13 protein-coding genes are annotated in these 12,341 nt (G+C 70.0%); 8 read left to right on the top strand and 5 right to left on the bottom strand.

Going from position 1 to position 12,341, the window contains the following annotated elements:
• Window positions 1–51 precede the first annotated feature (51 nt).
• The 4 genes from HMPREF3165_RS06960 to HMPREF3165_RS06945 all read left to right on the top strand — a co-directional run bounded on the left by HMPREF3165_RS06960 (window position 52) and on the right by HMPREF3165_RS06945 (window position 4,256).
• A complete protein-coding gene (locus HMPREF3165_RS06960) occupies window positions 52–1,152 on the top strand; it encodes a Gfo/Idh/MocA family protein (RefSeq protein WP_070511831.1) in 1,101 nt (366 codons plus the stop codon).
• Between the two features lie 67 nt (window positions 1,153–1,219).
• Window positions 1,220–2,845, top strand: a complete 1,626-nt coding sequence (locus HMPREF3165_RS06955) for an aminopeptidase P family protein (protein WP_070511828.1) — start codon at window positions 1,220–1,222, stop codon at window positions 2,843–2,845.
• 68 nt (window positions 2,846–2,913) lie between these two features.
• Complete coding sequence (locus HMPREF3165_RS06950) at window positions 2,914–3,285, top strand: ArsR/SmtB family transcription factor (RefSeq protein ID WP_070511825.1); 372 nt, start codon at window positions 2,914–2,916, stop codon at window positions 3,283–3,285.
• Complete coding sequence (locus tag HMPREF3165_RS06945) at window positions 3,282–4,256, top strand: cation diffusion facilitator family transporter (RefSeq protein WP_070511822.1); 975 nt, start codon at window positions 3,282–3,284, stop codon at window positions 4,254–4,256. The genes HMPREF3165_RS06950 and HMPREF3165_RS06945 overlap by 4 nt, the downstream gene beginning before the upstream one ends.
• Window positions 4,257–4,262: 6 nt before the next feature.
• On the opposite strand, the gene HMPREF3165_RS06940 is transcribed toward HMPREF3165_RS06945, so the two are convergent.
• A complete protein-coding gene (locus HMPREF3165_RS06940; protein ID WP_070511819.1) occupies window positions 4,263–5,111 on the bottom strand; it encodes a sugar phosphate isomerase/epimerase family protein in 849 nt (282 codons plus the stop codon).
• Between the two features lie 29 nt (window positions 5,112–5,140).
• Window positions 5,141–5,947: a YflT domain-containing protein gene (locus HMPREF3165_RS06935; protein ID WP_070511816.1), complete on the bottom strand. Its 807-nt coding sequence runs from the start codon at window positions 5,945–5,947 to the stop codon at window positions 5,141–5,143.
• 80 nt (window positions 5,948–6,027) lie between these two features.
• On the opposite strand from HMPREF3165_RS06935, the gene HMPREF3165_RS06930 reads away from it, so the two are divergent.
• The 3 genes from HMPREF3165_RS06930 to HMPREF3165_RS06920 all read left to right on the top strand — a co-directional run bounded on the left by HMPREF3165_RS06930 (window position 6,028) and on the right by HMPREF3165_RS06920 (window position 9,098).
• Window positions 6,028–7,320: a magnesium transporter MgtE N-terminal domain-containing protein gene (locus HMPREF3165_RS06930; protein WP_070511813.1), complete on the top strand. Its 1,293-nt coding sequence runs from the start codon at window positions 6,028–6,030 to the stop codon at window positions 7,318–7,320.
• Entirely contained in the window at window positions 7,313–7,885 is a 573-nt protein-coding gene (locus HMPREF3165_RS06925) for a DUF1003 domain-containing protein (RefSeq protein WP_010614716.1), read from the top strand. The genes HMPREF3165_RS06930 and HMPREF3165_RS06925 overlap by 8 nt, the downstream gene beginning before the upstream one ends.
• Before the next feature lie 70 nt (window positions 7,886–7,955).
• Window positions 7,956–9,098: an Mrp/NBP35 family ATP-binding protein gene (locus HMPREF3165_RS06920; protein WP_070511811.1), complete on the top strand. Its 1,143-nt coding sequence runs from the start codon at window positions 7,956–7,958 to the stop codon at window positions 9,096–9,098.
• A gap of 93 nt (window positions 9,099–9,191) precedes the next feature.
• On the opposite strand, the gene HMPREF3165_RS06915 is transcribed toward HMPREF3165_RS06920, so the two are convergent.
• Window positions 9,192–10,136: a twin-arginine translocase TatA/TatE family subunit gene (locus HMPREF3165_RS06915; protein WP_070511808.1), complete on the bottom strand. Its 945-nt coding sequence runs from the start codon at window positions 10,134–10,136 to the stop codon at window positions 9,192–9,194.
• 159 nt (window positions 10,137–10,295) lie between these two features.
• Between HMPREF3165_RS06915 and HMPREF3165_RS06910 the strand changes: the two genes are divergently transcribed.
• Window positions 10,296–10,931: an O-methyltransferase gene (locus HMPREF3165_RS06910; protein ID WP_009406302.1), complete on the top strand. Its 636-nt coding sequence runs from the start codon at window positions 10,296–10,298 to the stop codon at window positions 10,929–10,931.
• 148 nt (window positions 10,932–11,079) lie between these two features.
• On the opposite strand, the gene HMPREF3165_RS06905 is transcribed toward HMPREF3165_RS06910, so the two are convergent.
• The gene (locus HMPREF3165_RS06905) at window positions 11,080–11,247 is read right to left on the bottom strand and encodes a DUF3117 domain-containing protein (protein WP_009396029.1); all 168 of its coding nucleotides are present in this window, start codon (window positions 11,245–11,247) and stop codon (window positions 11,080–11,082) included.
• Between the two features lie 105 nt (window positions 11,248–11,352).
• Window positions 11,353–12,108, bottom strand: coding sequence for an LOG family protein (locus HMPREF3165_RS06900; protein WP_070511805.1), 756 nt, complete (start codon window positions 12,106–12,108; stop codon window positions 11,353–11,355).
• Window positions 12,109–12,341 lie beyond the last annotated feature (233 nt).

Raw genomic sequence — 12,341 nt, 5'->3', positions numbered from 1 at the left:
AGTGTAGGTAAGTGCAGGCAGCGCGCAGGGAGGCGTGGAAGACTGGACGGCATGAGCGAGCCGAGCCGTATGAGCAATACTGTGTCCACCACGCGGCGCGCCGCCGACACCCCAATCCGCTTCGGGGTGATCGGCGCCGGTTTCATCGCCCGCTGGTTCGCCGAGGCAGTCGCCCGCGAGCCGGGTGCCCAGATCGTGGCCGTCACCTCCGCCCACCGCGAGCGCGCCGCCGCCTTCGCCACCGAGCACGGAGTTCCGCATGCCTACGCCTCGCTTAAGGAGATGCTCACCGCCCACGGCCCGGGCTCGAAGGCCCCGATCGACGTCATCCATGTGGGCTCCCCCAACTCCCTGCATACACAGCACGCGATCGCGGCTCTGGAGGCCGGTTTCCACGTGGTGGTGGAGAAGCCCTTCGCCCTGACGCGCTCGCAGGCCGAGGCGATGGTGGAGGCGGCGCAGGCGACCGACCGCTTCCTCATGGAGGGGTGGCTGTCCGCCTTCGAGCCCGGAGTGGCTCGGCTACGTGAGCACCTGCCGCGGCTGGGGCAGCTGCACCGGGTGGTGCTGTCCAAGGAGCAGTTCTCCTCACGGATGGAGGTCTACCGCTCCGGCGGTCTGCCGCCGGCCTTCGACCCGGCACTGGGCGGCGGCTCCCTCATGGACCTGGGCATCTACCCGGTCAGCCTGGCCATTCACCTCTTCGGCGAGCCGGACCGGGTGACGGCTACGGGAACGTTGCTGGAGCACGGTGTGGACGCACGGGGCACGGTGGTCCTGTCCTACGACTGCGGTGAGCACGCCGGGCTGGAGGTCGTCTGCCTACACTCCAAGACCTCCCCGGGAATGGAGTCGAGCTTCGCCGGGGACCATGACGTGCTGAGCATTGACGACTGCCAGTGGCCTCGGCGCATCGAGCTGCGCGGCCCGGCGGCAGCGACGGGCACGGGTGAGGACCTGTCGGTCGAGCGCGGCGCTGAGGCGCCCGGTCACCAGCTCGCCTACGAGCTGGCCGAGGTGTGCCGCCTGGTGCGTGCCGGCGCGCGCCAGTCCGATCTGCACCCGCTGAGCCGCTCCGTGGCGGCGATCGGGGTTCTGCAGGAGGCACGCCGCCAGGTGGGGGTGCGTTTCCCGGCAGATGAGCAGGGCTGAGCCGCCCCCGCGTTCCTGAGTCCCCCACCGAGCGCCGGTTGGGGCCCAACAGTGGAATGATGCCCCTATGGCATCGACTTCTCCCGCAGACACCCACCCGTCCGACGAGTCCCCCGCCTCCTCGCAGGAGGCCCCCCAGTCCTTGGCGGCGCGAGGCTCCAACCGGTCCCGCCAGCCCGAGAACCAGGCCTTCCGCGACTTCATCGGCTCGGGGTGGGGCCCGCGTCCCGAGGGTCTGCCCTCCCGCAGCGAGGCGGCCCCCTGGGCGGCCGCCCGCCGTGAGGCCCTCGGCAGGCTCTTCCCCGGCGAGCGCCTGGTGCTCCCCGCGGGCGCGCTCAAGGTGCGCAACAACGACTGCGACTACCGGTTCAGGCCCCACAGCGCCTTCGCCCACCTGGCCGGAACCGGCACGGACTTCGAGCCGGATGCCGTGCTCGTCCTGGACCCCCTCACCGAGCCGAGTCAGGACGCCGGTTCCCCGGACGGCTCCGATGACACCGACGACGTCGCCCCGACGCATGAGGCAGTCCTCTACTTCCGGCCCCGGGCCTCGCGATCCAGCCAGGAGTTCTACGGCGACCCCCGCTACGGCGAGCTGTGGGTGGGGGTGCGGCCCTCCCTGGAGGAGGTCGAGGCCTCCACCGGCATGCGCTGCGCCCACATCGACTCACTGCCCGACGCGCTGGCCAAGGATGCCGGTCCCGACGCGGTGCAGCTGCGCGTCGTCGCCGAGGCCGATGAGTCCGTCACCGCTCTGGTGACCACCACGCGGGAGAAGGTCGGGCTGCAGACCGGCCAGGGCGCCACGGAGGTGGACGCCGGTCTGGCCGAGGCCGCCAGCGAGCTGCGCCTGGTCAAGGACCCCTGGGAGATCGACCAGCTGCGTGCCGCCGTCACCGCCACCAAGGCCGGCTTCGACGACCTCATCCGCTCCATCCCCCGGGCCCGTGGCCACTGGCGCGGTGAGCGGGTCCTGGAGGGGGCCTTCGGGGCCAAGGCCCGCGAGGAGGGCAACGGCCTGGGCTATGACACGATCGCCGCGGCCGGCAACCACGCCAACACCCTGCACTGGATCAACAATGACGGCGCCGTCGAGCCCGGCCAGCTGGTCCTGGTGGACGCCGGTGTCGAGGTCGACTCCCTCTACACCGCTGACGTCACTCGCACGATCCCGGTCGATGGTCGCTTCACCGAGGCTCAGCGCCGGATCTACCAGGCGGTTCTCGACGCCGCCGACGCCGCCTTCGCCCGTGCGGGCACGCCGGGCTGCCGCTTCAAGGACGTCCATGCCGCCGCCATGGAGGTGATCGCCGCCCGCCTGGAGGAGTGGGGGATGCTGCCCGAGGGCGTCAGCGCCGCCGACTCCCTGGCCCCCGAGGGCCAGTACCACCGGCGCTGGATGGTGCACGGCACCAGCCACCACCTGGGCCTGGATGTCCACGACTGCGCCCAGGCGCGCCGCGAGATGTACATGGAGGCCGAACTCAAGCCGGGCATGTGCTTCACCATCGAGCCGGGACTGTACTTCCGCGAGGACGACCTGCTGGTGCCCGCCGAGATGCGTGGCACGGGCGTGCGCATCGAGGACGACGTCGTGGTGCGCGAGGACGGCAGCGTGGAGCGCCTCACTCAGGACGTGCCCCGCACCGTGGAGGAGGTCGAGGCCTGGGTGAGCGGGCTCATCGCCGACTGACTGCCGACTGACTGACTGCTCGGTCACCTACCTTGCCGCTCATCGTTGTTTGTAGATAGCATCGCCGTATGACGATGAAACATGGGCTGCTGCCCGAGGACCGCCCCCAGGACCACGGCGCTGTGCGCGAGGCCTCCACCGTGGCCTCCCTGCTCGACGTCCTGGGGGACGCCACCCGCCTGGCGATCCTGCGCCACCTCCACGGCGGCGAGCACCGGGTGGTGGAGCTGACCGAGCACCTGGGCCTGGCCCAGTCGACCGTCTCCCAGCACCTGGCGATCCTGCGCAGCGCCGGTCTCATCTCCAGCCACTCCCACGGACGGGCCAACGTCAGCCGGATCGAGAATCCCGAGGCCATCGAGCAGGTCCTGGCCGCTGCCGAGTCCTTGGCCGCCATCATCTCCGCGGACGGAGCAAGCCGGAGCAAGGAGCCGCAGTGAGCACCCCAGCCGGCCACGAGCCCGACACCCATTCCCACCACCACTCCCACGGTCACTCGCACAACCACGGCGCCAGGGCCTCACGCGGTCGGCTCCTGGTCGCCCTGTGCCTGTCGGCCACGGTCCTGGTGGCCGAGATCGTCACCGCCCTTGTCACCGGATCGCTGGCGCTGCTGGCCGACGCCGGGCACATGCTCACCGACGTCGCCGGCCTGGCCATGGCCCTGACGGCCGCCCAGCTGTCCACGCGTCCGGCCACGGACCGCTCCACCTGGGGCATGCGTCGCGCCGAGGTCATCGGGGCCGCGCTCCAGGCGGGCATGCTCGCCGTCGTCGGGCTCTTCGTGGCCTTCAAGGCGGTTCACAACCTGCTCGTAGCACCGCAGGTCGAGGCCTCGGGCATGCTCGTCATGGGTGTCATCGGCCTGGCCGCCAACGTCATCGCGCTACTCGTCCTCTCCGGCGGCCGGGGGCATGACGGACACGGCGAGAACCTCAACATGAGGGCCGCCCTGCTGGAGGTCCTCAATGACGCCCTGGGATCAGTGGGCGTCATCATCGCTGCCGCCGTCGTGGCCCGCACCGGCTGGACCCGGGCCGACGCCGTGGCCTCCCTGCTCATCGCCGTCCTCATCCTGCCCCGGGCGGCGACGCTGCTGCGCTCGGCCCTGGCCGTGCTCATGGACTTCACTCCCCGGGAGCTGGACCTGGCGCAGGTGCGCTCGCACATGCTCGGCATCGACCACGTCGAGGAGGTCCACGACCTGCATGCCTGGACCGTCGCCTCGGGCATGCCGGTGCTGACCGCGCACGTCGTCGTGCGCGACGAGTGCCTGCGCGACGGTCACACCGAGGAGATCCTCGACCGGCTCCAGAACTGCGTGGCCGAGCACTTCCCGGTCAGAATCCAGCACGCGACCCTCCAGCTCGAGCCCGTCTCGCACCTCGAGCACGAGGCCGCCCACTGCTAGGCCGGGTCAGGAACGGCGGTAGCGTTTGCGGGTCGGCTCGGGAATGTGAGCCGGCTCCCCACCCTCCAGGTGCTCACGGGCGAAGGCCAGCGCGCTGGCGAGGCCCTCGAGACGCTGGGCGGCCGTCATGGACCGGGTGGTCACCTCGACGACGACCTGTCCCCCACCGGCCTCGAAGCCGGTGGCCACCAGGTGCTTGAGGACCCCGGCGCAGTCCTGGTTGCCCTGCCCGGGCAGCAGATGGTCGTCCAGGGGCCCGGGCACGCCGTCGGTCAGGTGCAGGTGACGCAGCGTGGGCCCCAGCGCCCGGGCCATGGCCAGGGCGTCGGAGCCGGAGGTGGCGGCGTGGGAGATATCCAGCGTCACTGACTTGTAGCCCTGCCCCACCGGATCCCAGGTGGGCGAGTAGGCCTGGAAGTCGCGCGTGGAGTGGGCGTGGCGTGGCCGCCAGGTGAACATGTTCTCCACCGCCAGGTGGATGCCCGTGGTCGCCTCGCGCTGCGCGACCCCGGCGATGAAGGAGCGCGCGTAGCGGGTCTGCCAGAAGAAGGGCGGGTGCAGCACCACCGTGGGCGCCTCGAGGTAGTGGGCCAGCTCGATGGAGCGGTCCACCTTGTCCCACGGATCGGCGCCGAAGACCCCACGGGTCACCAGCAGCGTGGGGGCATGGACCGCCAGCACCGGCTGGTCGTGCTTCTCCACCAGGGCCGCCAGCCGGGTGGCGTCCTGGGATGCCTTCTCACTCCAGACCATGATCTCGACGCCGTCGTAGCCCAGCTCCTGGGCGATGGCGAAGGTGTCGGGAACACTGCCGGGAACCACACAGGCGGTCGACAGCCCCACCGGAATGCTCATTGTCGCGCTCCCTCGTCCCTCAGTGCCGCTCAGCCCTTGTCACCGGAGCCGGTCTCATCGTCGGACTCCTGCGACGACGCCGGGGCCCCCGGCTCCTTGCGACCCTCCGATCGCGAGGGGCGCAGGAAGGGGTCGTAGTCCTCAGCAACGGACGGGGCGCCGGAGGCGGAGCCGGCCGAGGCGGTGGGGGTCCGCTCAGGAGCGTCACTGCCGGGCTGCGGCAGGCGCACCCCGAAGCGGGGCTGCTCGTCGGGGCGCGAGCCGAAGGCGGTGGGCCCGGGGGCCTCCTGTCGCGCACGACGCCGCTCCTGGGAGCGCCGCAGCGCGCCCGCCCCACGCGCGAGGTTGCCCGGGACGTCGGCCAGAGCCTGGCTGGCCTCGTGAATCTCCCGGGCGGCGAGGATCGAGTAGCGCGAGGCCACGACCTGACTGATGGAGGTGAAGTCGCGCCGCCCCCGGGTCAGGGCGTAGCTGAAGAGCTGGAAGACGATCCCCCACAGCACCCCCAGCAGGACACAGGCCCAGAAGTTGAGCCTGGGACCACTGCTGCCGGCCACCGACATGATGATGCCGAAGAACACCCCGATCCACAGGCCGTTGAGAGCCCCCGACATCGCCGCCCTCCCCCAGCTCATACGCCCGGTGATGCGCTCAACCTGACGCAGGTCGGTTCCGATGATCGCCAGGTGCTGCACCGGGAAGCCCTGGTCCGACAGAGCGTCGACCGCCCTCTGCGCCTCGGGGTAGGTCGCGAAGGAGGCCACCTCCTCCCCCTGGGGCATGACACCACCACTGGACGAGGTCAGGGAGGACAACGGGCTCGGATTGGCGTTCATGGGGGCTATCGTCGCACGCGCGGGCACGCGGTACGGGCCCATCGGCAGGCAATCACGCCTCAGGCGCATAGGCTTGGCTTGTGGAGAACACCAGGACGCGCACGACCAGCAGGGTCTTTGTGGCCCGCCTCATCGGTACCTCCGTCTTCGACCCCTTGGGCGATGAGGTGGGCAAGGTCCATGACGTCGTCGTCCTGCTGCAGATGCGCGGAGAACCCAGGGCCGTCGGCTTCGTCATCGAGGTCTCCAGCCGGCGCCGTGTCTTCCTGCCCCTGTCGAGGATCACCGCCATCGAGCCCGGGGCCGTCATCACCACGGGCCTGATGAACATCCGCCGCTTCACCCAGCGCCACGTTGAGACCCTGGTCGTCGGCGAGCTGCTGGACCGGGTGGTCACCATGCGCGACGGCTCGGGGAACGTCACGGTGCGCGACGTGGCCATCGAGCGCGACCGCGGCATGGACTGGAAGGTGACCCGCCTGTTCGTCCAGCGTGCCTCCTCGGGTCCCCTGGGCCTGCGGCGCGGGGAGACCTTCACGGTGCGCCCCGACGAGGTCAGCGGCCTGGCCGCCAGCGCCGACCAGCAGGGCGCCACCGCACTGCTGGCCACCCTGGAGGACCTCAAGGCGGCCGACCTGGCCGACGTCATGCGCGATCTACCCCAGGACAGCCAGATGCGCGTGGCCGCCGAGCTGACCGATGAGCGCCTGGCCGACGTCCTGGAGGAGCTCGGCAACGAGGACGCCGTCGCCCTCCTGTCCCGCCTGGAGGCAGGGCGCGCCGCCCACGTCCTGGACGCCATGCAGCCCGACGACGCCGCCGACCTGGTCGCCGACCTCCCCCAGCTCAAGGCCGCCGAGCTGCTGGGCCTCATGGAGCCCGAGGAGGCCGAGGACGTGCGCCGCCTCATGGCCTACGACGAGTACACCGCCGGCGGCCTGATGACCACCGAGCCGATCATCCTGCCCCCCGAGTCAACAGTGGCGACCTTCCTGGCCCAGTCCCGCAAGGCCGAGATCCCTCCCGCCCTGGCCGCCGTCGGCTTCGTGTGCCGCCCGCCCCTGGAGTCCCCCACCGGCAAGTTCGTGGGCATGATCCACTTCCAGCGGGCCCTGCGCGAGCGCCCTCAGCGCATGGTCGGTTCCATCGTGGACACCGACGTCGACTCCGTGCGCCCCGAGGACTCCATCGGTACCGTCACCCGCCTGCTGGCCACCTACAACCTGACGGCCCTGCCGGTCCTCGACGACGCCGGACGCCTGCTGGGCGCCGTCAGTGTCGACGACGTCCTGGACCACCTCATGCCCGACGACTGGCGCGTGGCCGACGAGGCCGTCACCGACGAGACGATCGAGAGGGGTGCCAATGCCTGACCAGCTCGACCAGCCCTTGCCCGACAGTCGCCTGCGGTGGCTGCGCAGGACGCATCCGGCCCACGCCTCGCGCTCGGACGGCTTCGGCCGCTTCGCCGAGGCCACCGCCCGCTTCATGGGCTCGCCCAAGTTCGTGCTCTACATGACGATCTTCGTCGCTGTGTGGATCGTGGCGAACCTCATCCTGGCCAAGATGCAGCAGGCCTGGGACCCCTACCCCTTCATCCTGCTCAACCTGGCCTTCTCCACCCAGGCCTCCTACTCGGCCCCCCTCATCATGCTGGCCCAGAACCGACAGGACGACCGCGACCGCGTCACCGCCGAGCAGGACCGCCAGCGCGCCCAGCGCAACCTGGAGGACACCGAGTTCCTCACCCGGGAGATCGCCGCCCTGCGCCTGGCCATGAACGACGTCGCCACCCGCGACTTCGTGCGCAGCGAACTTCGCGACATGCTCAGCGAGATCCTCGCCGAGGAGCGCCTCACCCGTGAGGAGATCGCCGAGTTCCAGGACAGCGGCGACGACGAGCCCAGCACCACTCCTGGACAGCGCACCGCCCAGTGAGGGAGCACCCGGCCCTCACGTGGGACTCGCCACCTGTCGTGGCGCTCGACGGCACCCCTAGGATGGGCCCATGACGCAACCGACTCATGACGCCGTCATGGAGGCGCTGGCCAGGGTCATCGACCCCGAGCTGCACCGCCCCATCACCGACCTGGGAATGGTCTCCACCGTTGACATCGCCGAGGACGGCGTGGTCAGCGTCGAGGTGCTCCTGACCGTGGCCGGGTGCCCCTTGAAGGACACGATCACCGCCGACACCCGACGCGAGGTCAGCACCGTCGAGGGTGTCACCGAGGTGCAGGTGAGCCTGGGCGTCATGAACGACGAGCAGAAGGCCGAGCTGCGGCGCCGCCTGCGCGGAGGGGCCGCCGAACCGGTGGTTCCCTTCACTCAGCCGGGCAACCTCACCCGGGTCTACGCCGTCACCTCCGGCAAGGGAGGGGTCGGCAAGTCCTCGGTGACTGCGAACCTGGCCGCCGCCATGGCCGCCCAGGGCCTGAGCGTGGGCGTGGTAGACGCCGACATCTACGGCTTCTCCATCCCCCGCATGCTGGGGGTGGACCGGGTGCCCACCCAGCTCGACGGCATGATCGTGCCGCCGGTGGCCCACGGGGTGAAGGTCATCTCCATCGGCATGTTCGTTGAGGACAAGCAGCCGGTTGTGTGGCGCGGCCCCATGCTGCACCGCGCCGTCCAGCAGTTCCTGTCCGATGTGTTCTGGGGCGACCTGGACGTCCTGCTGCTGGACCTGCCGCCCGGCACCGGCGACGTGACGATCTCCGTGGCCCAGCTGCTCCCGAACGCCGAGATTCTCGTGGTCACCACCCCGCAGACGGCCGCCGCCGAGGTCGCAGAGCGCACCGGCCTCATCGCCACCCAGACGCACCAGAAGGTGGTGGGCGTCATCGAGAACATGTCCTACATGCCCCAGCCCGACGGCTCACGCCTGGAGATCTTCGGCTCCGGCGGGGGCGAGATCGTCAGCGCCTCCTTGAGCGAGACCCTCGGCTACGAGGTGCCGCTGCTGGCCCAGCTGCCGCTGGACATCCGTCTGCGCGAGGGCTCTGACACCGGTCTGCCGGCCACCGTGGCCGAGGACGGCAAGCCGGCCGCCGACGCCCCCGCGGCCCTGGAGCTGTCCGCCGTGGCCCAGCGCCTGACTCACCGCTCTCGCGGCCTGGCCGGCAAGAGCCTGGGGGTCACCCCGGCCTGATGCCGGTCCCGCCGGCTCTCTTACCGAGTCCGGCATTGGTCACATCGCCCGACGGCTCTTTCGCCCGGCTCGATGGGGCGGAGCTCGTACGGGTCAGAAGTCGACGGCGATGCGCGCAGCCTCGGCGCGGGTGCGGGCAGCGGCGTTGGCGGCGCGCACGATGTCACGCGGGGACAGAGGACGCACGCGGGTACGGGAGTCATCACCCGCCGCGGTGGCGTCCCCTGCATCCTCGCCGGAGGCAGCGGCCTGCGGCTCGACCAGGCTTGTCGGGACCTCCACCGGCTCCGGCTCGGCCGGACGCTCGGACTGCTCCGGCTGCTCAGTGCCCTCCGTGTCCTCGGCCTCCCCGGACTGCTCGGGCTCTGTCTTCTCCGGCTCAGTCTCGTCAGCCCCGTCGGCCGACTCGACCAACTCGACCGACTCGACTGACCCAGCCTCAGTCTCGGCCTCGGCGTCATCCTCGACGTCGTCCGCCTGCTGGAGCACTCCCCGCGGCGGAGCGGCAGCTGCCTGCTCAGCGCTCTGCGGGCTCTCAGCGTTCTCGACACCCTCAGTGCTCTCGGAATTCTCGGAGCCCTCGGTGCTCCCGCTGCTCTCAGCCTTCTCGGCATCCTTCTCGGCCAGCCGCTCGTCACGCTTGGCCTCGATCTGCTTGCTCAGCGACGTGGCCCGATCCTTCTTGACCACGTCGTTGACAGCCTGTGCGGCGTCGTCGGACATCTCTTTGGCGGCTGAGCCGACGGAGCGGAAGGGGTGGGCGAGATCCTCGCGGATGGCGTCGATGTCCTCCCCCAGGGCGTCACGCACGATCTTGCGCGGGTCGTACTGGCGCGGATCGAGGCTGGACAGGTCCAGGTCGGCCATCTCGGGGCCGACCTCCTCAGCGATCTGGCTGCGCGCGTTGTCCAGGAACACCCGGAGCTGACGCACCATCTGCGTGAGCTTGCGGGTGTACTCGGGCAAGCGCTGCGGCCCCACCACGATCACCGCCACCAGGATGATGACGAGGAACTCAGATCCGTTGATGCCGAACACGCCGCTCAGTATAGGGAGTCCCACCGGTCCGAATCCGCCTCGGTTCGCCTACCGGCGGACTCACCCGGGCGAGCGCCCTTCCGCCTATCGGGCCGAACACCTGGAACAATGTGGCTTGAGGGGTGCGCCTGGCACCCCGCAGCAGAAGAAAGGCTCACAGTGAGTGCGGACAAGACGCTGAGCTGGTCCTACACGGAGGACTTCACCGCGGAGGACGAGGCCACCGCCCAGGCCCGCATACGCGGGCTCGAGCTCGGCATCACCCCGGTGTCCTCGGGGACCGGAGCCGCGCTGCGGATGCTGGCCGCCTCAGTGGGAGCCAAGTCCGTGGCCGAAGTCGGCACCGGCACCGGTGTCTCGGGCCTGTGGCTGCTGGGCGGCATGGGCACTGACGGGGTCCTCACCACGATCGATGTCGAGCCCGAGCTCCAGCGCGAGGCGCGTCGCGCCTTCGACGGGGCCGGCTATCCCTCCTCACGCACTCGCATCATCCAGGGGCGGGCCTCGGACGTCATGCCCCGGATGGCGGCCCGCTCCTACGACATGGTGGTGCTCGACGTCGCCCCGGAGGAGGCGATCCTCCTGGCCTCCAACGCCCTGCGGATGCTGCGCCCCGGCGGAGTCCTGGCCGTCACCCGGGCCCTGTGGAACGACCACGTGGCCGACCCGGCCCGCCGCGACGTCACCACCGTGGCAGCCCGCGAGCTCGGCAAGGCGCTGCGGGCCTCCCGCGCGCTGCTGACCACGCTGCTGCCCGTCGGAGACGGCCTGCTCGTCTCCGTGCGCCAGACCTGACTGTTCACCGCCCAACCGGCCGGAACGACGAAGAGGGCCGGACCCGCATTGGGTCCGGCCCTCTCTCGCGAGGCTGGATGACTCGGCCACCGGCTCCTCGACGCCGAGGTCCCAGTGGTACCCGGCTGCCCCCGGGCGCCAGGATCATTCAGATCTTGGCGTTGGCCAGGGCCTCTCCGAGTGCCTTGACCTCATCGGCCGTGATCTCGAGGACGAGTCGACCACCACCCTCAAGCGGAACCCGCATGATGATGGCGCGGCCTTCCTTGACGACTTCGAGGGGGCCGTCTCCGGTCCGGGGCTTCATGGCAGCCATGTGCTCACCTTTCGTCAGTGCTGCGCGGGCACATCGCCGCGCGACCTGTCATATTCTACGACATTCAAGGTGCAACGTTCGAGGACGGGCCCGCCATGACGCGATTCACGCCCCTGCCCGGCCGTCGCGCAGCCTGCGGGCCGCACTGACCACGTAGTCCACGGCCGCCTCAGCGTCATCGACGACGTGCAGCAGGTCGGGGTCGCTCGCAGCGATCATGCCGCGCTCGATCATCGAGGTGCGCAGCCACTCCAGCAGCCCACCCCAGTAGCCGCTGTCCACCAGGACGATGGGGAAGGAGGAGATCTTCTGAGTCTGGACCAGGGTGAGCGCCTCGAAGAGCTCGTCGAGGGTCCCCATTCCGCCGGGCATAACGACGAATCCGTCGGAGTACTTGACGAACATGGTCTTGCGGGCGAAGAAGTAGCGGAAGTTGACCCCGAGGTCGACGTACTCGTTCATGCCCTGCTCGTGGGGCAGCTCGATACCCAGCCCCACTGAGGTGCCGCCGGCCTCGTGGCAGCCGCGGTTGGCGGCCTCCATCATGCCCGGGCCGCCTCCGGTGATGACGGCGTAGCCGGCGCGCGCCAGCCCCGCCCCCACCTCCATGGCCACCCGGTAGGTGGGATCCTCGGGCTTGGTGCGGGCCGACCCGAAGACGCTGATGGCCGGCCCCAGCTCCGCCAGGGCCCCGAAGCCCTCGACGAACTCCGCCTGGATGCGCATGACCCGCCACGGGTCGGCGTGGAGCCAGTCGGCGTCGGCGTCACTGCTCAGCAGTCGCGCGTCGGTGGTCTGGGTGGGGATCTGGGTGCCGCGCAGCACCACTGGTCCCTTGCGGTAGGACTGACGTGAACTCATGCAGTCATGATCCCCTAATCCCGCCGAGACGGCGACGTATTCAGTGCGCAGAAGAAGAGGACACGTGAGGGACAAAAGTCCCAGAAATTCATCCCCGCCACCCACACCTTTCTCACCAGCATCTCATCTCTCAGAACTCTCAAAACAAACCCGAATTATACCGCCAATTTAATTCAAGACATCTTATCTTCAAGGGCTCTCCGTCACCCTGGTGACTGAATTCTCCTTGTGTT

It is taken from the genome of Actinomyces sp. HMSC08A09 (assembly GCF_001807465.1).
GTDB lineage: Bacteria > Actinomycetota > Actinomycetes > Actinomycetales > Actinomycetaceae > Actinomyces > Actinomyces oris.
Note: the sequence above shows the minus strand (reverse complement) of the source record. Positions and strands in the feature narration are given on the sequence as shown.